The 26,761-nt window shown below is 66.6% G+C and carries 29 protein-coding genes; 13 read left to right on the top strand and 16 right to left on the bottom strand.

Translation table 11 applies throughout. The annotated features are described in order from the left end of the window. Window positions 1-138 precede the first annotated feature (138 nt). From GIW57_RS09150 to GIW57_RS09120, 7 genes are all read left to right on the top strand, one after another. On the top strand, window positions 139-1,548 hold the full coding sequence (locus GIW57_RS09150; RefSeq protein ID WP_100462663.1) for an amidohydrolase: 1,410 nt from the start codon (window positions 139-141) through the stop codon (window positions 1,546-1,548). Further along, window positions 1,548-2,816 (top strand): amidohydrolase family protein, encoded by a 1,269-nt coding sequence (locus tag GIW57_RS09145; protein ID WP_236510159.1) that lies wholly within the window; start codon window positions 1,548-1,550, stop codon window positions 2,814-2,816. Before GIW57_RS09150 ends, GIW57_RS09145 begins: the two co-directional genes overlap by 1 nt. Before the next feature lie 19 nt (window positions 2,817-2,835). Further along, the gene (locus GIW57_RS09140; protein WP_236510157.1) at window positions 2,836-3,468 is read left to right on the top strand and encodes a DsbA family protein; all 633 of its coding nucleotides are present in this window, start codon (window positions 2,836-2,838) and stop codon (window positions 3,466-3,468) included. A gap of 95 nt (window positions 3,469-3,563) precedes the next feature. After that, window positions 3,564-4,505, top strand: a complete 942-nt coding sequence (locus GIW57_RS09135; RefSeq protein ID WP_236510154.1) for a DegV family protein — start codon at window positions 3,564-3,566, stop codon at window positions 4,503-4,505. A 78-nt stretch (window positions 4,506-4,583) separates the two neighbouring features. Continuing rightward, window positions 4,584-4,922, top strand: coding sequence for a hypothetical protein (locus GIW57_RS09130; protein ID WP_100553525.1), 339 nt, complete (start codon window positions 4,584-4,586; stop codon window positions 4,920-4,922). A 204-nt stretch (window positions 4,923-5,126) separates the two neighbouring features. Beyond that, window positions 5,127-5,687: a DUF3916 domain-containing protein gene (locus tag GIW57_RS09125; protein WP_100462656.1), complete on the top strand. Its 561-nt coding sequence runs from the start codon at window positions 5,127-5,129 to the stop codon at window positions 5,685-5,687. Between the two features lie 165 nt (window positions 5,688-5,852). Further along, window positions 5,853-6,251: a hypothetical protein gene (locus GIW57_RS09120; RefSeq protein ID WP_236510151.1), complete on the top strand. Its 399-nt coding sequence runs from the start codon at window positions 5,853-5,855 to the stop codon at window positions 6,249-6,251. A gap of 95 nt (window positions 6,252-6,346) precedes the next feature. Here GIW57_RS09120 and GIW57_RS09115 read toward each other — a convergent pair whose 3' ends face one another. From GIW57_RS09115 to GIW57_RS09100, 4 genes are all read right to left on the bottom strand, one after another. Next, entirely contained in the window at window positions 6,347-7,756 is a 1,410-nt protein-coding gene (locus tag GIW57_RS09115; protein WP_236510149.1) for an efflux transporter outer membrane subunit, read from the bottom strand. Continuing rightward, the gene (locus tag GIW57_RS09110) at window positions 7,753-8,835 is read right to left on the bottom strand and encodes an HlyD family secretion protein (protein ID WP_236510146.1); all 1,083 of its coding nucleotides are present in this window, start codon (window positions 8,833-8,835) and stop codon (window positions 7,753-7,755) included. Before GIW57_RS09110 ends, GIW57_RS09115 begins: the two co-directional genes overlap by 4 nt. A gap of 22 nt (window positions 8,836-8,857) precedes the next feature. Next, on the bottom strand, window positions 8,858-10,387 hold the full coding sequence (locus tag GIW57_RS09105) for an MFS transporter (RefSeq protein ID WP_236510143.1): 1,530 nt from the start codon (window positions 10,385-10,387) through the stop codon (window positions 8,858-8,860). 154 nt (window positions 10,388-10,541) lie between these two features. Next, window positions 10,542-11,459, bottom strand: a complete 918-nt coding sequence (locus GIW57_RS09100; RefSeq protein ID WP_100462647.1) for a LysR family transcriptional regulator — start codon at window positions 11,457-11,459, stop codon at window positions 10,542-10,544. A 141-nt stretch (window positions 11,460-11,600) separates the two neighbouring features. On the opposite strand from GIW57_RS09100, the gene GIW57_RS09095 reads away from it, so the two are divergent. Then, the gene (locus tag GIW57_RS09095) at window positions 11,601-12,041 is read left to right on the top strand and encodes a universal stress protein (protein ID WP_108265927.1); all 441 of its coding nucleotides are present in this window, start codon (window positions 11,601-11,603) and stop codon (window positions 12,039-12,041) included. An 11-nt stretch (window positions 12,042-12,052) separates the two neighbouring features. After that, a complete protein-coding gene (locus GIW57_RS09090) occupies window positions 12,053-12,523 on the top strand; it encodes a hypothetical protein (protein WP_100462640.1) in 471 nt (156 codons plus the stop codon). Between the two features lie 42 nt (window positions 12,524-12,565). Here the strand turns inward: GIW57_RS09090 and GIW57_RS09085 are convergent, their stop codons facing one another. From GIW57_RS09085 to GIW57_RS09060, 6 genes are all read right to left on the bottom strand, one after another. Continuing rightward, complete coding sequence (locus GIW57_RS09085) at window positions 12,566-14,011, bottom strand: GGDEF domain-containing protein (RefSeq protein WP_236510140.1); 1,446 nt, start codon at window positions 14,009-14,011, stop codon at window positions 12,566-12,568. 186 nt (window positions 14,012-14,197) lie between these two features. Further along, window positions 14,198-15,028 (bottom strand): S-formylglutathione hydrolase, encoded by an 831-nt coding sequence (fghA, locus tag GIW57_RS09080; protein ID WP_236510138.1) that lies wholly within the window; start codon window positions 15,026-15,028, stop codon window positions 14,198-14,200. 63 nt (window positions 15,029-15,091) lie between these two features. Then, window positions 15,092-15,451 (bottom strand): YqcC family protein, encoded by a 360-nt coding sequence (locus GIW57_RS09075; protein WP_236510136.1) that lies wholly within the window; start codon window positions 15,449-15,451, stop codon window positions 15,092-15,094. Between the two features lie 8 nt (window positions 15,452-15,459). Next, the gene (locus GIW57_RS09070; protein WP_100554206.1) at window positions 15,460-16,569 is read right to left on the bottom strand and encodes an S-(hydroxymethyl)glutathione dehydrogenase/class III alcohol dehydrogenase; all 1,110 of its coding nucleotides are present in this window, start codon (window positions 16,567-16,569) and stop codon (window positions 15,460-15,462) included. Window positions 16,570-16,632: 63 nt separating this feature from the next. Then, the gene (locus GIW57_RS09065) at window positions 16,633-16,908 is read right to left on the bottom strand and encodes a metal/formaldehyde-sensitive transcriptional repressor (RefSeq protein ID WP_236510133.1); all 276 of its coding nucleotides are present in this window, start codon (window positions 16,906-16,908) and stop codon (window positions 16,633-16,635) included. A gap of 56 nt (window positions 16,909-16,964) precedes the next feature. Beyond that, window positions 16,965-17,873: a LysR family transcriptional regulator gene (locus GIW57_RS09060; RefSeq protein WP_236510130.1), complete on the bottom strand. Its 909-nt coding sequence runs from the start codon at window positions 17,871-17,873 to the stop codon at window positions 16,965-16,967. Window positions 17,874-18,003: 130 nt separating this feature from the next. Here GIW57_RS09060 and GIW57_RS09055 point away from each other — a divergent pair, with 130 nt between their 5' ends. Then, entirely contained in the window at window positions 18,004-19,107 is a 1,104-nt protein-coding gene (locus GIW57_RS09055; RefSeq protein ID WP_236510228.1) for an alkene reductase, read from the top strand. Between the two features lie 46 nt (window positions 19,108-19,153). On the opposite strand, the gene GIW57_RS09050 is transcribed toward GIW57_RS09055, so the two are convergent. Together GIW57_RS09050 and GIW57_RS09045 are read right to left on the bottom strand one after the other, a co-directional pair. Beyond that, window positions 19,154-19,708 (bottom strand): hypothetical protein, encoded by a 555-nt coding sequence (locus GIW57_RS09050; protein WP_146186976.1) that lies wholly within the window; start codon window positions 19,706-19,708, stop codon window positions 19,154-19,156. A gap of 49 nt (window positions 19,709-19,757) precedes the next feature. Then, entirely contained in the window at window positions 19,758-20,315 is a 558-nt protein-coding gene (locus GIW57_RS09045) for a hypothetical protein (RefSeq protein WP_108265918.1), read from the bottom strand. 112 nt (window positions 20,316-20,427) lie between these two features. Between GIW57_RS09045 and GIW57_RS09040 the strand changes: the two genes are divergently transcribed. Then, entirely contained in the window at window positions 20,428-20,844 is a 417-nt protein-coding gene (locus tag GIW57_RS09040; RefSeq protein WP_236510128.1) for a VOC family protein, read from the top strand. Between the two features lie 9 nt (window positions 20,845-20,853). Here the strand turns inward: GIW57_RS09040 and GIW57_RS09035 are convergent, their stop codons facing one another. Further along, a complete protein-coding gene (locus GIW57_RS09035) occupies window positions 20,854-21,549 on the bottom strand; it encodes a hydrolase (protein ID WP_236510125.1) in 696 nt (231 codons plus the stop codon). A 75-nt stretch (window positions 21,550-21,624) separates the two neighbouring features. Between GIW57_RS09035 and GIW57_RS09030 the strand changes: the two genes are divergently transcribed. Next, window positions 21,625-22,287, top strand: coding sequence for a TetR/AcrR family transcriptional regulator (locus GIW57_RS09030; protein WP_236510122.1), 663 nt, complete (start codon window positions 21,625-21,627; stop codon window positions 22,285-22,287). A gap of 146 nt (window positions 22,288-22,433) precedes the next feature. On the opposite strand, the gene GIW57_RS09025 is transcribed toward GIW57_RS09030, so the two are convergent. Further along, on the bottom strand, window positions 22,434-23,105 hold the full coding sequence (locus GIW57_RS09025; protein ID WP_100462610.1) for an SMI1/KNR4 family protein: 672 nt from the start codon (window positions 23,103-23,105) through the stop codon (window positions 22,434-22,436). Between the two features lie 165 nt (window positions 23,106-23,270). Continuing rightward, window positions 23,271-24,155, bottom strand: coding sequence for a LysR family transcriptional regulator (locus tag GIW57_RS09020; protein WP_100462607.1), 885 nt, complete (start codon window positions 24,153-24,155; stop codon window positions 23,271-23,273). 106 nt (window positions 24,156-24,261) lie between these two features. Here GIW57_RS09020 and GIW57_RS09015 point away from each other — a divergent pair, with 106 nt between their 5' ends. Next, on the top strand, window positions 24,262-25,320 hold the full coding sequence (locus tag GIW57_RS09015) for an NAD(P)-dependent alcohol dehydrogenase (protein WP_236510119.1): 1,059 nt from the start codon (window positions 24,262-24,264) through the stop codon (window positions 25,318-25,320). A gap of 98 nt (window positions 25,321-25,418) precedes the next feature. Here GIW57_RS09015 and GIW57_RS09010 read toward each other — a convergent pair. Next, the coding region (locus GIW57_RS09010) for a glutamate--cysteine ligase (protein ID WP_236510117.1) at window positions 25,419-26,761 on the bottom strand (1,343 nt) is incomplete at its 5' end.

Genomic DNA, 26,761 nt, shown 5'->3' with positions numbered 1-26,761 from the left:
GCGTGGGGAGCACCATTTTCCGGGAGGCGGACGTTGCCGTCGAGATGGCAGACGACGCCCCGTGAAAAAGGACACTTGGCAAGCAGGCCAGTCCCCGGCTAGCGTCGTTGGGTTGAACACGCTGACAAGGGGATCTGCATGACATCGACGTTGTTGCGCGCCGGGTTGGGTCTGGCGCTGGTATCGCTGAGCACCGCGCCCGCCGTGGGCGCTTCACGCTTCGTGGCCGATCCCTACCCGAGCACCTACCAGGCGCATCCCGATGGGCCGTTGCTGATCCAGAACGCCACCGTGCTGACCGGCACCGGCCAGCGCCTGGACAACGCCGATGTGCTGCTGCGCGATGGTCGCATCGTCGCCGTCGGCGATGCGCTGCAGGTCGACGCCAGCGTCACCCGCATCAATGCCGACGGCAAATGGGTGACCCCGGGCCTGATCGACGTGCATTCGCACCTGGGCGTCTATCCCAGCCCCGGCGTCAGCGCGCACAGCGACGGCAACGAGATGACCGCGCCGGTCACCGCCAACGTCTGGGCCGAGCATTCGGTATGGCCGCAGGACCCCGGTTTCCAGGCGGCGCTGGCAGGCGGGGTGACCAGCATGCAGGTGCTGCCCGGCTCGGCCAACCTGGTCGGTGGCCGCGGCGTGACGTTGAAGAACGTGCCTGCCACCACCTACCAGGCGATGAAATTTCCTGGCGCGCCGTGGGGCCTGAAGATGGCCTGCGGCGAGAACCCCAAGCGCGTCTACGGTGGCGGCAAGAGCGTGGCACCTGCCACGCGGATGGGTAACGTGGCCGGTTACCGCGCAGCCTTCATCGACGCGGCCGACTACATCGCCAAGAGCACGCCGAAGCCGGCCAAGCGCAAGGGCTGGTTCGGCAGCGACAAGGGCGACAGCGCCGGTGACGCCGGCGGCAAGCGCGACCTCAAGCTGGACACCCTTGCAGGCGCGATCCAGGGCGATATCCGCGTGCACATCCACTGCTACCGCGCCGATGAAATGGCCACCATGCTCGACCTGTCCAAGGAATTCGGCTTCAAGGTGGCCGCCTTCCACCATGGCGTAGAGGCCTACAAACTGGCCGACCGGTTGGCTGCCGAAGGCGTGTGCGGCGCACTGTGGGCCGACTGGTGGGGCTTCAAGATGGAAGCCTTCGACGGCATCGCCGAGAACATCGCGCTGGTCGACCGGCCGAAGAACAGCTGCGCCATCGTCCACTCCGACTCACCTGAAGGCATCCAGCGCCTGAACCAGGAAGCGGCCAAGGTGATGGCCGCCGCGCGCCGCGCGCACATGCCGGAGATCGCGCCGGAACGGGCGATCACCTGGATGACCGCCAACGCCGCCAAGGCGCTGGGCATCGAAGCGCAGACCGGCACGCTGGAGGCCGGAAAGATGGCCGACGTGGTGATCTGGAACGGCAACCCCTTCAGTTCGTATGCACTGGCCGAACAGGTGTTCGTCGATGGCCGCCGTGTGTACGACCGCAGCACGCCAGCGGCGACGCCGCGGTCGGATTTCCAACTTGGGCAGGAGCTGCGCTGATGGGCATGTTCAAAGCAATGGCGAAGTCTGCCGCAACGCTCGGCGCTGCCGTCATGGCGCTGGCCTGCATCGCATCGTCTGCGCAGGCACAGGACCTGCTGGTTCGCGGTGCGACCGTCGCTACCGCCAGCGCACGCGGCAATGTGGAGGATGCCGACGTACTGGTGCAGGGCGGCATCATCCGCGCGGTGGGTCGCGGCCTGTCCGTACCGGCCGGCGTGCCGGTGGTCGAAGCCAAGGGCCGCACGCTGACCCCTGCCCTGTTCGGTGGCATCACCGAGATCGGCATCGAGGAAGTGTCCGGCGAATCGAGCACGGTCGACAGCGCGCTGAAGATCGGTGAGCAGCCGCTGCGTCCGGAATTCGATGTGACCCTGGCCTACAACCCTGCGTCGGTGCTGATTCCGGTGGCACGCCTGGATGGCATCGGCTTCACGGCGCTGGGCGCGGCCACCGGCGGCGGCTTCGTCGCCGGCCAGGGCGGCGTGGTGCGCTTCGATGGCAGTGCCGACCCGATCGGCCCGCGCGCCCTGTTCCTGCGCCTGGGTGCTGCGGCGTCTGAACTGACCGGGCAATCGCGCGCGGCGCAGTGGATGCTGCTGCAGCAGATGGTCGATGAAGCACGCGGCCAGGTCGCCGCCGATTCGCCGCATGCGCTGCTGACCCCGGCAGGTCGCCGCACGCTGGCCCGCTACCTGTCCGGCCAGGGCCGCATCGTGGTGGAAGTGGACCGCGCGGCCGACATCCGCCAGTTGCTGCGCTGGGCGGCCCGCGAAAAAGTGAAGATTGCCATCGCCGGCGGTGCCGAGGCCTGGCAGCTGGCACCGGAACTGGCAGCGGCCAAGGTGCCGGTGTTCGTCGACGCGCTGGGCAACCTGCCGGCCACCTTCGACCAGATCGGCGCCACCCTGGAAAACGCCGCACGGTTGCAGCGCGCCGGTGTGCCGGTGGCCTTTGCCCAGCGCGACGATGCCTCGCACAATGCGCGCAAGATGCGCCAGCTGGCCGGCAATGCTGTAGCCAATGGCCTGCCCTGGGCCGACGGCCTGGCTGGGCTGACCCGGGTGCCGGCCGAGGTGCTGGGCGTGGCCGACCAGATCGGCAGCATCGAGCCGGGCAAGCGTGCCGACCTGGTGCTGTGGGAGGGTGATCCGCTGGATGTGGCGCACTATGCCGAACAGGTCTGGCTGGGCGGCCGTGCGATGCCGATGCGCTCGCGCCAGACCGAACTGCGCGACCGCTACCTGCAGCGCAACGCGCAGCCCTGACCGCTACAAGGAGCCACCGATGCCCACCCTGCGCTGGTATTTCGACTTCGTCTCGCCCTATTCCTACCTGCACTGGCAGAAGGTGAAGCGGCTGCCGCAGTTCGAGCACATCCAACCGGTACCGATCGCCTTCGGTGCGGTCCTGCACCATCTGGGCAACCTCGGCCCGGCGGAGATCCCGGCCAAGCGCCGTTTCATGTACCGCCAGCTGCTGTGGACCGCGCAGGCCGAGGGCACCTCTCTGCGCTTCCCGCCCGGGCATCCGTTCAACCCACTGGCGGCGCTGCGCCTGTGCCTGGCCGCAGGCGCCAGCACCGAGGCGGTGGATGTGCTGTTCGACTGGATCTGGCGCGACGGCCACGCGGCCGACAGCGCCCCGGCCCTGCGCGAACCCGCCACCCGGCTGGGTATCAGCGATGTGGAGGCGGCCATTGGCGAGCCGGCAATCAAGGAACAGCTACGACGCAACACCGATGCGGCGATCGAGGCCGGCGTATTCGGCGTGCCGACCCTGGCCATCGACGGCGAACTGTTCTGGGGCAACGATACCCACCCGCTGATGGCGGCGGTGCTGGACGACCCGGGCCTGCTGGATCGCCCCGACTGGCAGCAGGCGGTGGCCCTGCCGATGGCGGTGCAGCGCAGTCGCTGAACAGGCAGTGGCGCATTTCCCTCGCGCGCCCGATTCGGTTTTGAGATAGTTTTCACATTTCCGAACCTACAACCGCCCTGGAGGGGGAGCCGCGGATGCGCATCGGAATCGTCGTCGACTCGGCCTGCGACCTGCCGCAGGACTTCATTGCCGAGCACAACATCGTGCTGTTGCCGATCACCGTGCGGATCGGCGAAGCCGTGCTCGCCGACCACCGCGACGAGCAGGCAACGCTGAGCTTCCTGCACGCGCACGTAGCCGAACACGGCGCCGAAGCGGAGACCATCCCCTTCAGCGTCAACCAGATCCGCGACCTGTTCCTGCAGCGGCTGGTGATCGATTACGACCACGTGTTCTGCATGACCATCACCAAGACCCGCAGCCCGATCCACGACAACGCACTGCAGGCCAGCTTCGCCATCCTCAACGACTACAAGCCGGTGCGGCAGGCGGCAGGCTACAACTCGCCGTTCGCGCTGCGCGTGCTGGACACCCAGAACCTGTTCGCCGCACAGGCAGTGACGGCGGTGGAAGCGGTGCGCCTGCGTGCCAGCGACGCCAGCGTGCAGCAGATCCGCGAGCGCTTGGAAGAACTGGCGGGCAACGTGCACGGCTACATGGTCACCCGCGACCTGTACTACATGCGCGCCCGCGCGCGGCACAAGGGCGACCGCAGCGTCGGCCTGCTCAGCGCGGCGCTGGGCAGTGCGCTGGACATCAAGCCGGTTCTGCATGGCTACCGCGGCGAGACCGGGCCGGTGGCGAAGATCAAGGGTTTCGACAACGCCGTGCTGAAACTGTTGGGCGTGGTCGGCCAGCGCGTACGCGCCGGACTGATGACGCCCACCGTGTGCGTCAGCTACGGCGGCGAACTGGACGAACTGCGCGCCCTGCCCGGCTACGCGCAGATGAAGGAGGTCTGCGCCGGCCATGGCGTGACCGTGTACGAATCGGTGATGAGCCTGACCGGCATGGTCAACGTCGGCAAGGGGGCGGTCACCGTGGGCTTCGCCGATGGGCCGCATCGGTTTGAATGAAGGCCAACCACGCATTGGAATCTGCACATCGATTCCACCGCGCTTATGCCAGCCTAGCGCCACCTCAAGGAGATCAACATGCCTGCGCAGTACCACATCAGCCTGCCCGAACCGTCCAAGGCCCGCGGCAACGACCCCGACCTGTCCTTCCATTCGCAGGGCGCGGCCGGCTTCGCCGAAGAACTGCAGAACGCGCTGCGCAACGGCAGCCTGTTCGAGCGCTGGCGCGACAAGCAGCCGGACCCGGATGCGGTGGAACCGCAGTGGGGCGTGACCGATCCGGAAGCCACCGTGACCGGTGAGCAGAAGGATCTGCGCATCAACCTGGTGGCCACCACCCGCATCGACAGTGACGTGTTCAAGCAGCGCCTGCGCCTGCTGGCCGGGCACCACTGGGAACTGCGCGACGTGCGTTGAGATCCGGCTCTGGTAGATGCCAACCTTGGTTGGCGCTTCTGGAAGAGTGCTGCCAACCAAGGTTGGCAGCTACCGAGTCGCCAGGCAGCTCCATCTCGCCAATTTGTCGCGAATAGCCCGCCGCCGATGGCGCATGTTCTGGTAGACGCCAACCTTGGTTGGCACTCTGCAGCGCACCGCTCATATGGCTGGCACACTGGTCGGATGAGAAACAAAGATGACATCACCCGCCCTGGCACGCGCGGCGAGAAGAAGCTTCGCGATGCTCCACGCCGACTTCGCTACCTGCGACATTGGGCTGACTGCTTCAAAGGTGCCTTTCCCTCAGAGGAGCTGGAGGGCCGGGCTCGTTACTGGAACTACAAGGTTCCCACCCGCGCAGGTCTGATCGAAGGCCCTGCCACCACGCTGAGGATCCAGCGTGCTTGCGCCCAATCGCTCATCAGCGCCTGCGCAAACCTGATCCAGTCACGGCCAGCCTCACAAGCAGACGTGCGGGTAACCTGCTGTATCGCTCAGCCCGGGATGTTCTCCAGCGAGATATGCCTTTACCTGGACGAAGAGTACTTCCAAGGCCATGTCGCGGCGACGGCGGATGGACAGGTCACCGCGATCAACTCGCGCAGCCTTGCCACCGAATGGGGGCTCGTCCTGCCCAAGGGCATTGGGGAGCGAGGTGTGCAGATCAGCATTCCTCGCACCGATCACGATGACGGACTGGAACAGGAATACTGGTTCTTCGGCGAGGTAACCGACCAACGTTGATGGTAGCGACTGGATCTGCCCTGGTAGACGCCAACCCTGGTTGGCGCTTTCCAAAAAAGGATGCCAACCAAGGTTGGCATCTACCAGTTCCTCGTGGCCGGCACTACCGAGCATCTGGGCGTGCTGCTATCGTGCCGCCGCCAACGGTGACTGCACGGATTGCACATGGACCCCAAGCTGAAAGCCCTCATCGAGCAGACCAACCTGTCGGACCTGCTGCCGTCGGCGCCCAAGGAAATGGACCTGCAGCAGCCGGTGGCGCCGCCTGAACCAGCAAAACCGCAGCCCGCCCGTTCCACCAACGATGCACTGCAGGTGTATTTCGGTGGTACCGACATGGTTGGCAAGCTCGCCAACGCGCCCACCAGTGGACGGATAAAGACCTTCGCGATGATCCTGCTGGGCGGACCGACCATCGTGCTCGGCCTGCTTCTGCTGGGCATGGTCTGGACCGAGCCTGGCAAGTCGGTGTTCGCGCTGGCCTACGGCACGGTCATCGCAGCGGTGTTGATCGGCATCTGGCCCTATCTGCTGTTCCGCAAGCGCGAGAAACCGTCGGACTGACGCGGACTGCCTGCCAGGGTAGTGCCGGCCACTGGCCGGCAACCCATGCATCCCGCAGCTGCCGGCCAGCGACCGGCACTACCCCATCCTGCGCCTTACCAACCGCCGCCCAGCGCGCGGTACAGCTCCACGCGCGCAATCGCGGCTGTGGCTTGGCTGTTGGCCAGCGCGGCCTGGTTGTCCAGCGCGATGCGTTGCGTGCTCAACACGTCCAGCATGTCGACCACGCCGGCCTGGTACTGCCTGCGCGCGGCGCCCAGCGCCGTCTCGCTCTCATCCACCGCCACATGCAGCTGCGCGGTGCGTTGCTGTTCGGCGGCATAGCCGTCGATGGCATCGTCCACTTCATGCCAGGCGTGCAGCACGGTACGGCGGAACTGCAGCGCCGACTGTTGCTGCTGCAGCCTGCTCAGCGCCAGGTTGGCCTTCAGGCGTCCGCCCTGGAAGATCGGCAGGCTGATCGACGGCCCGACGCTGAAGCGGTGGGCGTTCCAGCCATCCAGGTCATCCAGTTGCCTGGCCTGGAAGCCGGCATCGCCATTCAAGGTGATGCGCGGCAGGAAACTGGCCTTGGCCACGCCGATACCCGCCGTGGCTGCATGCAGTGCGGCCTCGGCACGGCGGACATCGGGGCGACGCTCGGCCAGCTCACTGGGCATGCCCACGGCGACGGTCGGCAACGCTGGCCAGTCGCGGCGCGCGTTCTGCAACTGCGCGTCCAACGTCTGCGGTGGCTGCGCCAGCAGGAACGCCAGCGCATTGCGCAGTTGTGATTCGCGATGCCGCAACGGCGCGATGCGCGCCTGCAACGATGCCACCTGCGCCGCCGCACTGGAGACCTGCAACGTGCTGGCCACGCCCTGGCGTTGGCGCGCTTCGGTCAACCGCTTGATGTCGTGGGCGATGCTGAGATTGTCCTCGGTGATGGCCAGCAGCTGGCGTGTTGCGCGCAACTGCAGGTAATCGCGCGCGGTTTCCGCCAGCAGCGCGACACGCACCGCGTGTGCATCTTCCTCGGCCATCTGCACGCGTGCGTCGGCGGCTTCCACCTGACGGCGTACGCGACCCCACAGATCCAGTTCCCAGCTCATGCCGATGCCGGCCTGGAACAAGCCATAGTCTTCACGACCGCCATTACCGGACGGATCGTTCAGGCCTACCTCGCTGTTGCGCGCGCGTACACCAGTGGCATTGGCACTGACGCTGGGCAGGCGGTCGGCAGCGGTGACGCCACGCGCGGCGCGGCTCTGCTGCACGCGGTTGGCGGCCAGCTGCAGGTCGAGATTGGCCTGCAGCACCTGCGTCGCCAATTGCCCCAGCAGCGGGTCATCGAAACCGGACCACCAGCGGGCGTCGTCATCCAGCGCAGCTGACGCCACCGCTTCGCCCTGCCACTGCGTGGGCAGTTCGGCCTGCGGGCGCACGAAGTCCGGGCCCAGCGTGCAGGCGGTCAGCGCCGTGCACAGTACCGCTGCCGCCAGTACGCGTGGGAATACTCGGTTCATGCGCCCTCCCCGCCCTTGCGGTGCTGCTCGCGCTGCGCACTCTGCACGTGCTGCGGGCTCTGCAGATCCACGCTCGCTTCCACCGACATGCCGGCACGCAGTTGACCCAGCAATGCCTGCTCCGGCTCCAGCACGATCTTCACCGGAATGCGCTGCACTACCTTGGTGAAGTTGCCGGTCGCGTTCTCCGGTGCAATCGCGGCGAACGTCACGCCCGTGGCCGGTGCGATGCTGTCGATATGGCCACGCAGCGGCATGCCGGGGAACACGTCCACTGTAAGCTCAACCTGCTGCCCCGGCTGCATGCGGGTCATCTGCGTTTCCTGGAAGTTGGCGACCACGAAGGCGCGCTGCAGCGGCACCACCGCGGCCACCGGCGTGCCCGGGGTCAGGTAGGCACCGACGCGCACTGCGCGGCGTCCGACCATGCCGTCGATCGGTGCGCGCAGCTCGGTGTGCGACAGATCCAGTTCGGCGCGTGCCTGTGCGGCCTCGGCACGCTGCACCGCTGCCTGCGCGGCCTGCACCCCGGCAGTGAGGATGTCGGTGCGCTGGCGTGCGGTCGACAATGCGGCCTGCCCCTGTTGCAGGTGCGCACTGGCCACGGCCTGCTTCGACTGCGCCTGCTGTGCGTTCTGCACGGTACCGGCACCGTCGCGGGCCAGCTCGCGGTAACGCTGCTGGTCGGCACTGGCCAGGGTCAGCTCGGAACGGCTGACATCCACACTCGCCCTGGCCTGTTCGATCAGCGAGCCCTGCTGTGCCAGCGCCGCCTGTGCGTTGGCCAGCTGCGCACGTGCGTTGGCCAGGTCGGCGCGGGCGGCCAGCAACGCGACCTGGTAGTCACGGTCATCGATGCGGGCCAGCACGTCACCGGCTTTCACCGCTTGGTTGTCTTCCACCTCCACCGCGCTGACGAAGCCGGCGATCTTCGGTGCGACCACCGTGTAATCAGCAACCACATAGGCGTTGTTGGTGGTCTGGTGGCGACCATCGCGCAGCAGCAGCCAGGCGGCACCGGCCAGCACCAGCACGCCCAGGCCGAGGCCGGCGTTGAGATACGTTCGATTGATTGTCATGAGGGGGTTCCTGCGAAGGGGATCAGGCCACGGCACGTGGCGGATGGATGCGGGTGGGCATCCAGGCAATGAGAGGAATGAAGGCCAGCGCGACCAACGCGACCAGCAGGTAGAGATCGGCCGAGGTCAATGCCTGCACCTGCGCATGCAGGCGCGCGCCCAGTTGCGGCCCCTCGGCCAGCCACGGCTGTTCGCCGAGGCGGTCGACCAGCACGGTGGAATGGAAATGTCGGCGTCCCTGCGCGACCGCTTCAAGCACGCCGCTGGCCAGTACCGCGGCAAAGCCCTTGACCGTGTTGAACCACGCCGAGGCGAAGGGGCCGTCCTGTGGCGCAAGGCCACCTGTGGCCAGCATCAGCAGCGGCAGCACCGCCATCGGCTGGGCAAACACCTGCAGCAGCTGCACCCACAGGAAGTTGTCGCGGATCCAGCTCACGTCCAGATGTGCGCCCAGCCAGCAGGCCAGTGCCAGCATCGCCAGGCCGGTGGCCTGCACCCAGCGGCAATCGACCGCGCGGATGTTCAGCAATGCGGCTACCAGCGGCAGCGCGATTACCTGCGGCACCGCCACCCACAGCAGCATCGGTGCGGTCTGTTGCGGCCGATAGCCCTGCACGCTGGCGAGGAAGCCGGAGGGAATGGAGATCACCGCCAGCAGCACGAACAACACGCCACCGAGAGTGATCAGCGAATAGCTGAGGTTGCGGTTGGCCAGCAGCTGCAGCTTGAAGAACGGCAACGGATGGAACCACTCGTTGACCATGAAAAGCACCAGCAGGCCCGCACCGCCACCCAGCATCAGGGTGATCAACGACGAGTCGAACCAGTTCAGACGCGGGCCCTGCACCAGGCCCAGTACCAGCAGCACCAGCGCCGGCAGGCCGAGCATCAGGCCGACGCCGTCGAACTGTGCGAAGCGCTCCAGCCGCAGGGGATCCTGTGGCAGCCCCCAGCCGACCATCGCCATCGCCGCCAGGCAGTACGGCACGATCTGCCAGAACGCCCAGTGCCAGCCCACCTGCTCCACCCAGAACGCGGCCAGCGGGGTGCCCATGCTCGGCCCGAAGGTGGCGGTCAGTGCGTAGGCGGCCAGGCCGTACAGCTTGATGCCCGGCGGCAGGAAGCGCAGCGCCACGCTCATCAGCAGCGGCGGCAACGCGCCACCGCACAGGCCCTGCAACGCGCGCAGCACCAGAAGCGTCTGCAGGTTGGGCGCCAGCGGGCACAGCACGCCCAGCACCATGAAGCCGCCGATCATCGCCAACGCGAAGCGGCGCAGCGAGAAGGTGGCCGCGCACCACGGTGCGAACGCCATCGCGCTGACCGACATCGCGCTGTACAGCGCCACGATCCAGCTGCCGTCATCGACGCTGAAACCCATCGCCCCGCGGATGTCGGCCAGTGCGACCTTGGTGACGTTCTCGTTGAAGCCCGACACCAGCACCGCCAGCAGCACACCGCACAGCCCTACCAGGATGCGCCGGTCGAGCCCGGGTGCAGCGACGGGACGGGACGCTGCCGGCGCCGGCAATACGGCGGCAGGCGTGCTCACTGCCGGCTGCCGATCCGTGCAGTGCACGGCATATGTGAAGTCATTGGATTGCGCTCAGTGAAACTATCGGGAGCGCAGTCTAGAAAGGCCGTTGCCTGTAAAAAATGGCGTGTCCGGCATCGCAGGCGTGCGTCCGGCGCACGCCTGCAAGCGATCAGTGGCGGGCCGCCTCGACCGAATCGCACATCACCTTGATCGCCCGCCGCAGCCACTGGTGCGCCGGGTCGTTGTCCATGCGCGGGTGCCAGGCCTGCACCAGTGCCACGGTGCGTACCGGCACCGGCAGCGGGAACATGCGCAGCGGCAGGCCCATGTGGGTGATGCGGTCGAGCATCACGCTCGGCATCTGCGGCAGTACCAGGTCTGAATCAGCAGCAGCGAAGATCGCACCGTGGAAGGTGGGGATGACCACCGCCACCCGTCGCTGCAGGCCGAGCACGGCCAGTTCCTCGTCGATCGGGCCGTGCGCCAGCCCGCGCCGGGACACGGCGATATGGTCGCAGGCCGCGAAGCGCTCGGCACTGATGTCGCCGTCGAACAACGGATGATCCTCGCGCGCGGCGCCCAGCAGCGAAGTGGTGAACAGGTGCTGCACCTTGGTTTCCGGGCTGTGCTTGCCCGCCGTACTGATGTAGAGGTCGATCCGCCCCTGCACCATCGCATCGTCATCGGTATCTCCCTCGGGCACGAAGCGCAGCATGCAACGCGGCGCCTGCTGGCGGAACACCTCGCGCAGGCGGCCGCCATAGCTGCCGATGAACACATCGTTGGCGCGCACGCTGAACGTGCGTTCCAGGGTGGCCATGTCGACCTCGCGGCCGGCATTGAACACGCGGTGTGCCTGCTCGATCACATCGCGCACCTGCTCACGCAGTTCCAGCGCGCGGGGCGTGGGGGCAAGCCCACGGCCGGCGCGCACCAGCACCGGATCGCCCAGCGCCACCCGCACCCGACCGAGGGTACGGCTCATCGCCGGCGCACTGAGGTTCATGCGCCGCGCGGCGGCGGCCACGCTGCATTCGTCGATCAGCACATCCAGTGCCAGCAACAGGTTCAGGTCCGGCAGGGGCATGGCAGTCTCCCGTAAATGCGATGACTCTACTGCAATCCAAACCATCCATAGTTGCGTTCTGCGCACGCATTGACTGCGGCGCACGGCATGGGTGCGCGCGACGACATGCGCGACCATCACTGCCCTGCAAAGGAGCTTTTCATGTTCAACACCCTGCTGGTCGCACTTGATGGCGGCCCCCAGCACGACCGCGTGCTGGACCTCGCCGCCGCCATGGCTGGCCCCCGCAGCCGCCTGCACCTGCTGTGCGTGCTCGACCCCGAATTCGCACTGGCAGCAGATGCCAGCGATGCCGACCGCCGCGAATATCCCGCCGCCGCCCGGCAGCAGGCGCATGCCGAAGCCGTGCTGGCCGACGCCCTGGCCGAGCTGCGCGAGCGCGGCGTGGACGCCATCGCGCAACTACCGTCCGGCGACCCGGGCGAAGTGATCAGCGCGCAGGCGCGCCGCCTGCAATGCGACCTGATCGTCATCGGCCACCGCCATCTGTCACGTCTGCAGCGTCTGTTCGAGCCTTCGGTCGGGCAATGGACCATCGACCATGCGCCCTGCCCGGTGCTGGTGGAAACGCGCGATCCGTAGGTACTCCCGGCATGGCCTCACGTTCCCCCGTATTTCCCACCCGCGTGAGTTATCGCGCCTTCGGCCGTCAGTTCAGTCGCGGCGAACAGGCCCTGCTGGCTGCGCTGCGGCAACTGGGCGACCCTGCGCTGCAGGCCGAGGGCCTGCTGCAACTGGCCGCCCTGGGCCTGGATGCCGAAGGTTGCGACGCCTTCCGTGAACTGCTGCCATTGCTGGCCACGCCGCATGCACCGATCGAGCTGCTGCCGGCCGGGTCGCCGTTCATTTCCGCCAGCGAACTGGACCTGCTGGTCTGTCTGCTGCGCATTGCGCAATGGCGGCACGCACGCCCACGCGAGGACGATGTGCTGGCGCCGCTGCGTCGCCAACTGGCATGTTGTGCGACAGCGGTGCACGCCACGCCGTTGACGTTGCGGCAACGGTCGCTGTCACCGGTGGGGTTGCGCCTGCTGGATCCGGCCGGATGGCTGCGCCAGCGCTGATCGGCCGCGTATGTTCCTGCCGCGACCGTGGCGCAGGCGTGCTCAACAGTCCAGCGTGCCGTGCGCGCCGCCGTCGTCGTCCAGCACGTGTGCGTGCAGGATCACCCGGTTGCGGCCTGCACGCTTGGCCGCGTACAGGCCGGCATCGGCATCGGCCAGCAACTGTTCGGCGCTGGCCAGCGCCGGCGGATGCAGGTAGCCCACACCCACGCTGATGCTGACCGGCCCTTCGGGCAGCGGCAATGCTTCCACCGCCTCGCGCAGACGCTCGGCCAGCGCAAGCACACCCGACAGCGGGCTGCCGGGCACGATCACCGCGAACTCCTCACCGCCATAGCGCGCCACGCTGTCAGCCGCGCGCCCGGCGGTGGCCTGCAACACCGCGGCGACCGCCTGCAGGCAACGGTCGCCAGCGGGATGACCGTGCTCATCGTTGAAGGCCTTGAAATGGTCGATATCCACCAGCAGCAGGCCCAGTTCCGTGCCACTGCGTCGTGCGCGGTTCCATTCGGCCAGCAACAGCGTATCGAACTGACGGCGATTGGCTACGCCGGTCAGGCCATCCTGCCGCGCCAGCTGATCCAGGCCCGCCTGCCGTTCCAGCAGATCGATCTGCAGCAGGGTGCTGCGCAGGCCGAAGCCCAGCGTCGCCACCACGAAGCCGGTCACTGCCAAAGGCCGCGCGTGATCCACCACCAGAGTGCCGACCACCAGCAGCAGCAAGGGCAGGATGATCGGCCCACCCGCCTGCACCAATCGCAGCAGGCGGGGATGCAGCACGAAGCCCGGCGCAGGCGCCTGGCGCAGCGCCAGTAGCGCCAGCAGCAGGAACGGCAGGTCGATCAACAGGTCGTTGTAGGCACCGAACGACTGTTCGGAGGTGTAGTGATTGATGTAGAACGCCAGCAGCAGATATGACAATGCGTACAGCGCCAGCGCGCGGTAGAAGCTGCGCCGTTCAGGCGCGTCGCCTGCGACCCAGCGCACCACCGCGAAGCCGGCGATGCACAGGTTCTGGATGTCGAACATGCGCTGCATGTGGGCCATCGCCTGATCATCGATATCGATGCGGTCGGCGAAGGACTGGGTATGCACGAAGAACAGCACGCCCAGCAGCGCGGCCATCACGCCGTCGATCAGGCTGATCATCCGGCGTTCGCGACGGGCGCGGGCCAGGATGAACACCAGTGGCACGCCATACAGCACATACAACAGCAGGCTGGCGCGCGGGGTGATGTCGGACCGTCCGGCCCCCAGGGCGTCGGCCATGTTGAAGGCCATGCCACCGGCCCAGAGCAGCAGCGCCATTGCAATGGCCCGCCAGCCCAGTGCAGCGCGGTCGCGTTGGCCGCGCCACAGGCAGGCCGCGGCGGCCAGCAGAGGCGCTGCGGTCAGGAACACGAACGAGCCGCCACCGGCCGTACCCGGCCAGAACGCCACGACTACGCCGTGGCAGATCACGAACATCAGCGCCAGCACAACCAGCATGCATCCCCCATGCGCAAGGCCGTATGGCGGCACGATAGCGCGCCGCCACGCCACAGCGGCGTGATCCACTGCGGCAAAACGACACTCCGCGTGCACCGCCACGGTAGTGCCGGCCGCTGGCCGGCAACCCCAGCCAAGCCCGGGTATGCAGGTTGCCAGCCAGCGGCCGGCACTACCGGAGAGCCTTCAGGCGTGCAGGGCGCGGGCGTGGTGGGCGATGTGCTCGCCGATGAAGCTGGCGATGAAGTAATAGCTGTGGTCGTAGCCGGGCTGCAGGCGCAGGCTCAGCGGATGGCCGGCGGCAGCGCAGGCCTGCTGCAGGCGCTGCGGCTGCAGCTGGGTGTGCAGGAACTCGTCGCCCTCGCCCTGGTCGACCAGCAGCGGCAGGCGCTCGCCAGCGCTGGCCACAAGCGCGCAGGCATCCCACTGCGCCCAGTCGGCCGGGTTGTCACCGAGGTAGGCGGTGAACGCCTTCTGTCCCCACGGCACGTGACTGGGCGCGACGATCGGCGAGAACGCCGACACGCTGCGGTACCGGCCGGGGTTGCGCAGCGCGATCACCAGTGCACCGTGGCCGCCCATCGAATGACCGCTGATCGCGCGCGCATCGGTAGCCGGGAAGTTCGCTTCGATCAGCGCCGGCAGTTCCTGCACCACATAGTCGTGCATGCGGTAGTGCTTCGCCCACGGCGCACGGGTGGCGTTGAGATAGAAGCCCGCGCCCTTGCCCAGGTCATAGCCCTCGGCATCGGCCACGTCATCGCCGCGCGGACTGGTATCCGGGGCGACGATGATCACGCCGTGCTCGGCCGCATAGCGCTGCGCCCCGGCCTTGGTGATGAAATTCTGCTCGGTGCAGGTCAGCCCGCTCAGCCAGTACAGCACCGGCAGCTTCTGCGTCTCCGCCTGCGGCGGCAGGTATACGGCGAACTGCATGTCGCAGCCCAGCGTGGTCGAATGATGGCGATAGACGTCCTGCCAACCGCCGGCACAGGCACGGTGTTCGATGCGTTCCATGATGTTCTCCTGCGCGGCGCGTCAGCGCACGCGTGCTTCTGGTAGATGCCGACCTTGGTCGGCTTATCCACGCACGGCGTGGATGCCTTTGTTGATCAGTTCGTCCAGCTGCGCCAGCAAGCGCAGTAACGGCTCGACGCCAGGCTGGCCATCAAGATTGCGATATGCCGCCGCTGCCACGTTGCTGCGCGGCGGCCACTGGCCATCAGCGCGGGCCTCGTGCAGGCGCGGCAGGAATACCTGCCCCAGCCACTGCTCGAACGACATGCCATCGTCGCTGCCGAAGGCCGAGGTCACCGCACGCGGTGGCCCCACTTCACCCACGACCCAGCCCAGCGCGCGCAGCGCCTGCTCGATCGGGGCCACCAGAGCCGCGCGCGGGTCTTCCGCACGCGGCCGGCGCAGGGCATCCAGCCAGCCCATGACGCGCCTCAGTAATGGACCACCGAACGGATCGACTTGCCTTCGTGCATCAGGTCGAAGGCTTCGTTGATCTTGTCCAGGTCCATGGTGTGGGTGACGAACGGGGCCAGCTCGATATCGCCCTTCATCGCGTCTTCGACCATGCCCGGCAGCTGGCTGCGGCCCTTCACGCCGCCAAACGCGGTACCCATCCACTTGCGGCCGGTGACCAGCTGGAACGGGCGGGTGGAGATCTCCTGGCCCGAACCCGCTACGCCGATCACCACGCTCTGGCCCCAGCCACGGTGCGCGCATTCCAGCGCCGCACGCATCACGTTGACGTTGCCGATGCACTCGAAGCTGTGGTCCACGCCCCAGGTGGTCATTTCAACAATGACCTGCTGGATCGGCTTGTCATGATCCTTCGGGTTGATGCAGTCGGTGGCACCGAATTCGCGGGCCAGATCAAACTTGGACGGGTTGGTATCCACCGCAATGATGCGGCCGGCCTTGGCCTGGCGCGCGCCCTGGATCACTGCCAGGCCGATGCCCCCCAGGCCGAACACAGCCACGCTGTCGCCTTCCTGCACCTTGGCGGTGTTGTGTACTGCACCGATGCCGGTGGTGACGCCGCAACCGAGCAGGCAGACGTGCTCCGGGTTCGCGTCCGGGTTGATCTTCGCCAGCGACACCTCGGCAACGACGGTGTATTCGCTGAAGGTCGAGCAGCCCATGTAGTGGTAGATCGGCTCGCCGTTGTAGCTGAAGCGGCTGGTGCCATCTGGCATCACGCCCTTGCCCTGGGTGGCACGCACCGACACGCACAGGTTGGTCTTGCCGCTCTTGCAGAACAGGCATTCACCACACTCGGCGGTGTACAGCGGAATCACGTGGTCGCCCGGCTTCACGCTGGTCACGCCCTCGCCCACTTCCACCACGATGCCGGCACCTTCATGACCCAGCACCACCGGAAACAGGCCTTCCGGATCATCGCCGGACAGGGTGAAGGCATCGGTGTGGCAGACACCGGTGTGGGTGATCTTGACCAGCACTTCGCCCTGCTTCGGCGGGGCGACGTCGATCTCGACGATCTGCAGCGGCTGGCCGGGACCAAAGGCGACGGCGGCACGGGATTTCATGATGGCACTCTCCAAAAATGGCTTGCGGAAAACAGGATGCGCGGCGCTGTGTCGCGCCGTCGTTCATTTCAGGTACGAGCGGATCAACGCGCTCATGTCGCGCACGCGTTCGGCGCGTTGTTCATCGGAAGCGGCAGGCTGGCCGAACTCCTCGCGCAGGTGCGCTTCCATCACTTCGGACATCAGCCCGTTGACCGCACCACGGATGGCGGCGATCTGCTGCAGCACCGGCCCGCAGTCGGCGCCGGCTTCCAGCGCGCGGTCCAGCGCATCGCACTGGCCGCGGATGCGGCGTACGCGGGCGAGAACCTTCCTTTTTTCTTCGGGGGAGTGCGGCATGGCTGGCCGGCCTCGAAACTATACTGGGGGATAGTATACAGAAGCCGATCCGGAGCTCAATCGAAGGCGCCCTCTCCCGCCAACCGGGTCAGCTCCTCCACCACGTAACGCACCTTCGGCCGCAGGTGCCGCGTCTGCGGCCACAGCGCGTGGATGTCCACGTGGTGCTGCGTGCAGTGGTCCAGCACTGACTGCAACGCACCGGATTCCAGATGATGACGCACCAGTGACATCGGCATCTGGCAGATCCCCAGCCCGGCGATGGCACCCTCGATCACGGCATCGCCATCGTTGAGCTGGTGCGTGGCACTGGGGATGAAGCTACCGTTGGTGCCCTCGCTGCCGATCCGCCATGCCACCGACTGGCCATGACGGAAGCCGACCACGCTGCGATGGCCCCGCAGTTCGTCCAGCGTCTGCGGCACACCATGGGCCTGCAGGTACGCCGGCGCGGCGCAGGTCACCAGCCGCTGGCTGGCCAGCTTGCGCGCAACCAGGTGCTCAGCATGGTGCAGGCCGCCGAAGCGGATCAGCAGGTCGATGCCTTCCTCCAGCGGATCAACGAAGTGATCGGTGAAGGTCATCGTCAGCTGCAGGTCCGGATACTGCTGACACATTTCCAGCAGCACCGGCAGCACCACCAGCCGACCGAACGAGGACGGCATGTCGATGCGCAGGCGGCCGCTCGGCAGATGCGCAGCCGAGCCCAGGCACGCTTCGGCTGCCGCGATTTCATCCAGCGCCGCCGCGCACGAGGCGTAGTAGGCCTCGCCATCGGTGGTCAGCGCGATGCGCCGGGTGGTGCGATGGAACAGGCGCACGCCCAGCCGTGCTTCCAGCCGGGCAATGGCCTTGCCGACCGCCGAGCGGGAGATGCCCAGCGCGTCGGCGGCCTCGGTGAAGGTGGCCGAGCGCGCCGTGGTGACGAAGGTCACCAGGCCATTCAACGATTCGACGGGGAGCATCGGCAGACTCACTCATTGGGGACAGATAGTCCCGCTTGGCGGGAAATTTACCTTCTTTATGCGCCTGCATGTCAACTTCATCATGGTGCTGTCGCGCCGTTGGCGCCCTCCCCGTACCGAGATGACTGAGATGACCGCCGCCCTGTTCCGCCCGTTCGACCTCGCAGGACTGCCCCTGCACAACCGCATCGCGATGGCGCCGATGACCCGCGCCCGCAACCCCGGCGCCGTCGCCAATGCACTGACCGCGCAGTACTACCGGCAGCGTGCCAGCGCTGGCCTGATCATCAGCGAAGGCACGCCGGTGTCGGCGCAGGGCCAGGGCTACATCGACGTGCCGGGCATCTGGTCGGCCGAGCAGGTGGCCGGTTGGAAGCTCGTCACCGACGCCGTACACGCTGCGCAGGGCGCGATCTTCGCCCAGCTGTGGCACGTCGGCCGCATGTCACACGCCTCGCTGCAGCCCGGCGGCGGCCAGCCGGTAAGCGCCGGTACGCGGCCGGTGGCGAGCGATCCGAAGAACACCTCGTTCGTGTATCTGGACGACGGCAGCCGTGGCCATGCCGATCCGACGCCGCCGCGCGCACTGCGCACCGACGAAGTGCCGGGTATCGTCAGCGACTTCGTAGGCGGCGCTGAAAATGCCATCGCTGCCGGCTTCGATGGCATCGAACTGCATGCTGCCAACGGCTACCTGTTCGAGCAGTTCCTCAACCCGATCACCAATGATCGCCAGGATCTCTATGGTGGTTCACTACGCAACCGCGCACGGCTGATCCTGGACACCGTCGATGCGATGGCGCAGCGGATCGGTGCACAGCGGATCGGCGTGCGCCTGGCGCCGAACAGCCAGACCTTCGACATGCCGGCCTATGCAGAGAACGAAGCCACCTATCTTTATCTGGCCGAAGAGCTTGGCAAGCGCGGGTTGGCGTATGTGCATCTGAACGACAACTACCTGCGCGGCGTGCCAGTCATCGGCGAGGCGTTCCTGAAGACCTTCAAGGAGACCTACGGCGGCACCGTGATCCTCGCCGGTGGGCTCACCCGTGAGCGTGCTCTGCGACTGGTCAAGGACGGCATCATTGATCTGGCCGCGTTTGGCCAGCCGTTCATCGCCAACCCGGATCTGGTCGAGCGCCTGCAGCGCGATGTGCCGCTGGCCGTTCCGGATCGCAGCACCTATTACGGCGGTGGCGTCGAAGGCTACCTCGACTACCCGCTCGCACAGTAGATCCACGCCATGCGTGGATGCGATGCGCTCCTCGCCACCGAGCACATCAGGGTGCTTTCTCCACCTTGGTCGAGTCCGAATCAAAGGTCAGCACCCGGGTGCTGATCTCCCCCTTCGCTGAATCCTTGCGACTCAGTTCAAGCCGCCCCTGGTTGCCCTGCGCCACCAGGCTGGCGGCAAAGCTGCCCTCGTTGGACAGCGCCGTGATCACGGCGGTGCCATCGGGCGCGACCCTCATGCCCGCCCGATCGCGAACCTTGTAGCCCACGCCAACCGGCGCATCCAGCGCCATCACCGCACTGCCATTGGCCATGGTGCCGATGCCACCGCGCTCATCGCCTTTCGCATCGTAGATCGTCATTCCCGTTGCGCGCGAGTTGCGCGCGACATCATCCGCATCCTCGGCAATCTGCACGCGCGTGCGCCCTTCACTGTCGAGCACGGTCAACTTGTAGGTACGGATCTCCGGCACCACGCCGGCATCGGGCGTGGCCACACTGGTCCCGACCAGGGCCAACGATGCGCCCAGTACGAACATCGAGACTGCCAGCAGATTCCTGCGCCGTAGCCTGTGCTCCAGTCGTTCCAAGCGTACGGTCATATCCTGCTCATGCATGTTCCACTCCCTGGTTGGCTCTGTGATGGGTCCGTCACCTGCTCTCGGCTTCCACGTGGATCACACGGTTGGAGGCTCCGCCTTCAGCAGAAGCCACCCGGTTCAGCTCCAGCTGTCCTTCCGCCCCCTGCGCGACCAGCCTGGCAGCAAAGCCACCGGCGTTGGACAGGACACCGATGAACGCCGAACCGTCCGCTCCCACCTTCATCCCGGCCCGATCCGACACGCGATAGCCAACGCCGCGCGGCGCATCGAGAGCAACCGTGGCACTGCCATCGTCGGCAGTCACCATGCCTCCGCGTTCCTGTTCATTGCCATCGAAGATGATCAGCCCCGCCACCCGCGCATTGCGCTTGATGTCCAGGTCCGGCGCGTCCTCACCGATCTCCACGCGCTTGCGGCCCTGGTGGTCAAGCACGATCAGGCGATGGGTGCGGATCTCCGCAGCAATGCCGGCCTCCGGCCGGGCAGAACCACGACCGGCCAGCATGATCGACATCATCAGCACGGGTGCTGCCACCAGCAGCCAGCGCCATCGGCCTGCCCGTTGCTCCAGCTTGCGTACTCGCGCTTCCACTTCCAGGTTCCGCATGGAATCCTCCCTGGCAACGGGGCCACCGGTCGGAACGACGAGGCACCCGGTCTGGAACTACAGTTCGATCCTAGACGTCACATCCGCGTCCAACAACATGACGAAAGTCCCCATGAACTCCGTCACCATGTCCTTCATCGTCAACCTCGACGTCCCCGATGTTGCAGCTGCCGAAGCGTTCTACACCGAAGCTTTCAGCCTGCGGGTCGGCCGCCGACTCGGCCCCGGCGCGCTGGAACTGCTCGGTGGTCCCACGCCGCTATACCTGCTGCAAAGCGATGCCGGCAGCGCAGCGACCGAGCACGGCGATGTACGCGACTACGAGCGCCACTGGACGCCCGTGCATCTGGACTGGGTAGTCACCGACATCGACGCTGCGCTTGCCCGCGCGATCGCGGCCGGCGCCATCCTTGAACAGGCCGTGCGCGAACACAGCTGGGGAAGGATCGCCGTGCTGGCCGATCCCTTCGGCCATGGCTTCTGCCTGATCCAGTTCAGCGATGCAGGCTATGACGCCCTGCTGGCGTAGCACGCGAGTTCACCACGGTAACGGCACCGCCTCACCATTCGCGCGTTCGCCGTAGTACAGCGACGGCAGCAGCCGCGACAGGAAACTGAACTCGGTATAGCAGTGCTTGAGCAGGCCCAGGCCAATCGCATCGTTGGCATCGCGCTGCGGATCTTCACTGTCCAGGCCCAGCACGAAGCGGCTGCGCAGCACGCAGCCGAACGGCGTATCGCGGGCGACGTGCAGCATCTGCCCGTCGCAGGGATCACCGTGCGCATCCAGCCGAACGTGCTCACCAAAACCGATGCGCGCGGCAATCACCGCCGAGACATCGCCCGCCTCCTGCGCCGCCTGCAGACGCTCAGACGCCAGCAACGTGCGCGGATCGTGGAACTTCAGGCGCGCTGCCACCGGCGGGATGTCGGCCAGCGACTCGACGGCCTGGATGCTGGCGCCATGGTAGCTGCGCCCGCGCTGCCAGGCCGCGTCCCAGCCACGATGCTCGACATGGTCCATCGGGTGCCACCAGCGGATGTGCTGGGTGGTCTCGAAGAAGGTGAACCACCAGTCCAGCATGCGGCCCTTGCAGCCGTGCAGATCGGTGCGCACTGCGACCAGCAGGGTGCGGTCTTCGCGACGCTGGATGCCGGTTTCCAGGTGCATCGGCGCCGGGTCGAGCAGATCGTGGAGGTCCAGCCAGGCGTGAGCGTTGGCGACGGTGTCCATGGTGAATCCTTGGGGAGGTGAAGCCCGGACAATACGGAAACGTTGAACGTTTCGCAATTATGGAAATGCGCTAGAATGTGGGCAATGACCGCTACCGCTCCGCCCGATCCGATCGCTCCGCCCCGTCGCCGCGGTCGCCCTGCACGGCCAGAGGCCGACGTCCGCCATGCCGTGCTGCAGGCGGCGCTGGATCTACTGCTGGCGCAGGGCTATGAAGCGACCACCATTGAGGCGGTCGCCGCGCATGCCGGCGTGGCCAAGAAGACGGTGTACCGGCATGCCAGCAACCGCGACGAGCTGGTGGGCCTGGCGGTGCGCGAGTGGACCGATGGCTTCGCACCGCAGCTGCAGCGTGATGCCCGCCACGCCGAAGACGTACTGCCCTTGCTGCACGACATCCTGCAGGCGGTGTGCGCCCAGGCATTGTCAGCGCAGGCAGTGCGGGTGTTCCGCCTGTTGACCACCGACTTCCCGGGCAAGGACCCGCTGCTGCGGGCCTACCTCGACAATGGCATCGGTCGCGGCCGTGCGCTGCTCGCGGACTGGCTGCGGCGGCAGCAGCAACGTGGCCTGCTGCGCGCCGGTGATCCAGAACGGATGGCGCGCCTGGTGCTGTCCATGGCCGTGGCCGAACCCCTGCGCGAGCGCGCCATCGGCGTGGTTGCCGAAGACGCATCGGTGGATGCGCACCTGCGTGACTGCCTGCACCTGATGGAACCGATGCTGCAGGCTGCGTAGCAGGCACCATCCACGCATGGCATGGCTTTACTGGCAGAAGGTGGAGGCCGATCGTTGGTCGACACTCATCCATCGCGCCGCAGGAAGGACCAGGCAGTAGAGCCACGCCATGCGTGGCTTGGTATCCATGCCGTGCACCCGCCAGCTCAATCCCGTACGTACGGCATTCTGCTGTCCATCCGCTCAAAGCCGATCAGCGGCTTCAGCAATGCCTGTACGTCCTGTTCACTGATGCCACCGCCGGCAATGTCATCCACGCGCGCGAACAGCGCTTCCAGCGCAGCCACCTGATCCCCACGCAACCAACCGCGATGAGTCGACAGCCAGGCCTGCAGGTTCGCACCGATATCGCCTTCCGACAGCAGCGAATCATCTTCCTCCAGTTCAACCACCGCTTCCGCCATCCTGCGGAACAGGAAATCCTGGAGGTTCGCCGCCACCAGGTCGGCGCGATCATCGTCGTGCCAGACCAGCAGTACCGGCGGCTCGGCGAAGCCTGGTGCGTTGGTCCAGAAGCAATAGTTGTCGCCCGCGCCGGTGCGTGCGAACGGCAGCAGCTTCAGGTCTTCACGCAACGGGTTGTAGTGGTCTTCGGCGATCAGGTCTTCCCAGGCCGCGCGCAGCTCACCGGGCTCGATCGGTTCGTACTCGTTCGCGTACAGCAGCACCGGCGGCTGTGCCTGTAGCTGTGGGAACACCTCACGGTACCAGCGCGGCCCCTGTTCGCCCCAGCTGAAGTGGTTGCCTGCGACGAGCTGGTGGAACAGCGGCGGAAAGGTTTGGCTGGAGGCCTGTTCGAGATCGGCGAGCGTGCTCATGGACGTCCTTGTTGAATGAGGGTGGTTACCTTAGCGCGTGCCGGCCTCATCCACGCATGGCGTGGATCTATTGTGTGCAACGGCATCCACGCATGGCGGGGTCAAAATGGGCATGCGGCGATGGTCAGTAGATCCACGCCATGCGTGGATGCGATCCACCACCATTCACTCGCGCAGCATGTCCACGAACGCACGCAACGCGCCGGGCATCTGCCGCTGCTTCGGGTAGTACAACGCAAACCCGGCGAACGGTTCGCTCCAGTCTTCCAGTACCGCCACCAGTCGCCCATCGTCCAGGTACGGGCGCGCGGTGTCTTCCAGCACATAGGCCAGGCCGATGCCATCGAGCACCGCGCCAACCACGGTGCCCTGCTCGCACAGCGTCAGCCGCCCCGGTACGTCGATCTCCAGGGTCTGGCCCTCGCGCTCGAACTGCCACTTGTACAGATGGCCGCTGGCGAAGCGGAACCGCACGCACTCATGCGCGGCCAGGTCGCGCGGATGCTGCGGTGCCGGCCGGCGCCGCAGGTACTCGGGCGAGCCGACGATCAAGCCGCGCAGCGGCGGCCCCATCGGCACCGCCACCATGTCCTCGGGCACGAACTCGTGCAGGCGCACGCCCGCGTCGTAACCCTCTGCGACGATGTCGACCAGGCCATCGTTCTCGGTCAGCTCCACCCGTACATCCGGATGCGCGTGCAGGAAACGCGCCAGCCGTGGCCCCAACTGGGTTGCCACCGCCGCCCGCGTCGCGTTGATCCGCAGCAGGCCTGCCGGAACGGCGCGGAAGTGATTCATTTCCTCCAGCGCATCGTGCACCTGGCCCAGTGCCGGCTGCAGGCGCTCCAGCAGACGCTGACCGGCCTCGGTCAGTGCCACGCTGCGGGTGGTGCGGTGGAACAGGCCCACCCCCAGCCGTTCCTCCAGCGCGCGGATCGCATAGCTTACCGCCGAGGTCGACAGGGCCAGCTCGGCACCGGCGCGGCGGAAGCTGCGGTGGCGGGCGACCGCAGCGAAGGCGGCCAGGTGGGACAGGTTATCAGTGGCCATGATTGTGCAGTCTGCCTTGATGAATCATGCCGATATATGCGCTTCTTACCCTGCGGCACGGGGCGTATTGTAAAACGCCTTTCGACAAACCCGCCAAGGATTCCCCATGTCCCTCGCCCGTGGTTACGCCGCCCATACCCATACCGACCCGCTGGTACCCTTCGAGTTCGAGCGCCGCGCGGTCGGCCCGAACGATGTGCGCATCGAGATCCTGTACAGCGGCATCTGCCATTCCGACCTGCACCAGGCCCGCGACGACTGGGGTGGCTCGATCTACCCGATGGTGCCGGGCCACGAGATCATCGGCCAGGTCACCGAAGTCGGCAGCGAGGTCACCCGCTTCAAGGTCGGCGACCACGCCGGCGTCGGCTGCATGGTCGACTCCTGCCGCCACTGCGATGCCTGCGAACACGATCTGGAGCAGTACTGCGCCGAAGGTGCCACCTGGACCTACAACGGCCGTGAACGCGCCGACGGTGCCCCGACCTACGGCGGCTATTCCGACCATGTGGTGGTCGAGCAGCGCTTCGTGGTCAAGGTCTCCGAAACGCTGGACCTGAAGGCCGCCGCGCCGCTGCTGTGCGCGGGCATCACCACCTGGTCACCGCTGCGCCACTGGAAGGTCGGCCCGGGCCAGAAGGTCGGCGTGATCGGTCTGGGTGGCCTCGGCCACATGGGTGTGAAGTTCGCCAAGGCACTCGGCGCGCACGTGGTGATGATCACCACCACCCCGGAAAAGGGTGCCGACGCCAAGCGCCTGGGCGCCGACGAAGTGCTGGTCTCGCGCGATGCCGCGCAGATGAAGGCACACGCGGGCAGCTTCGACTTCCTGCTCAACACCATCCCGGTCGGCCATGACACCAACCCGTACATGGGCCTGCTCAAGCGTGAGGCCACCATGTGCCTGGTCGGCGTGCTGACCGAACTGGACCCGCCGCTGACCGGTGGCAGCGTGATCTTCGGTCGCAAGCACCTGACTGGCTCGGCGATCGGCGGCATGGCCGAAACCCAGGAAATGATGGACTTCTGTGCCGAGCACGGCATCGTCAGCGATGTGGAGATGATCGACATCAAGAACGTCAACGAAGCCTGGGAACGCATGGCCAAGAACGATGTGCGCTACCGCTTCGTGATCGACATGGCGACGATGAAGAACGCCGCCTGATCCAAGTCGGTTGTGGAAACGCAAAACCCCGGCAATGCCGGGGTTTTTTCATTCCTGACGGTAGCGCCGGGCCATGCCCGGCGGTCATCCATCCCGCGTCAGTACGCGAACTCGCGGAACACCGGATCCACATCGCCGTGCCAGCGGCCATGGAACAGCGCCAGCTTTCGCTCGGCCGGAGTCAGGCCAGACTCGACGATTTCCTGCAGCACGTCCAGGAACTTGCTTTCATCCTGGCCATCGGCATTGCGCGCCGCACGGCGCTTGAGGCCTTCCACGGAAATCTTCACCGCTTCGCGCGCCAGGTCGCGCACGGTGCCATTGCGGAACGGCAGGTTCATCGCATGCTTGGGCACCCCATCACGCAGCGCATGGCGTTCAACCAGACTGAAGTCGCGCACCAGGTCCCACGCTGCATCCAGTGCAGTGTCGTCGTACAGCAGGCCCACCCAGAAGGCCGGCAGCGCGCACAGGCGGCTCCACGGGCCACCATCGGCACCGCGCATTTCCAGGTACTTCTTCAGCCGCACTTCCGGGAACGCGGTGGTGGTGTGGTCCGACCAGTCGCGCAGCGTCGGCAACGCGCCCGGCAACACCGGCAGCTTGCCCTGCATGAAATCGCGGAAGCTCTGCCCGCTCGCATCATGGTAGATGCCGTCGCGGTAGGAGAAATACATCGGCACATCGAGCAGGTAGTCGACGTAGCGCTCGTAACCGAAGCCGTCATCGAACACGAAGTCGAGCATGCCGGTACGGTCGGCATCGGTGTCGGTCCAGATGTGCGAGCGGTAGCTGAGGTAGCCGTTCGGCTTGCCCTCGGTGAACGGCGAGTCGGCGAACAGGGCGGTGGCGATCGGCTGCAGTGCCAACGACACGCGGAACTTCTTCACCATGTCCGCTTCGCTGGCGTAATCCAGGTTCACCTGCACGGTGCAGGTGCGGGTCATCATGTCCAGGCCCAGCGAACCGACCTTGGGCATGTACGAACGCATGATCTTGTAGCGGCCCTTGGGCATCCACGGCATTTCATCGCGCGTCCACTTCGGCTGGAAGCCCATGCCGAGGAAGCCCAGCTGCAGCTCGCCAGCCACCTGCGCCACTTCATTGAGGTGGGTGCCGGTTTCCACGCAGGTCTGGTGGATGGTCTCCAGCGCCGCTCCAGACAGCTCCAGCTGGCCCGCGGGCTCCAGTGTCACCGAGGCGCCATCACGCAGCAGGGCGATGGTATTGCCGTTTTCCTGCACCGGCGTCCAGCCGAAACGGACCAGGCCGTTGAGCAGTGCCTCGATGCCGCGATCGCCATCGAAGGTCGGCGGACGCAGGTCATCCAGGCGGAACCCGAACTTCTCGTGCTCGGTACCGATGCGCCACTGCGAACGGGGCTTCTCGCCGGAGGCGATCTCCGCCACCAGTTGCGAGCGGTCGGTAATGGGCGTATCGG

The organism is Stenotrophomonas sp. PA-6-5C, from assembly GCF_021605635.1.
Taxonomy (GTDB): domain Bacteria; phylum Pseudomonadota; class Gammaproteobacteria; order Xanthomonadales; family Xanthomonadaceae; genus Stenotrophomonas; species Stenotrophomonas lactitubi.
Note: the sequence above shows the minus strand (reverse complement) of the source record. Positions and strands in the feature narration are given on the sequence as shown.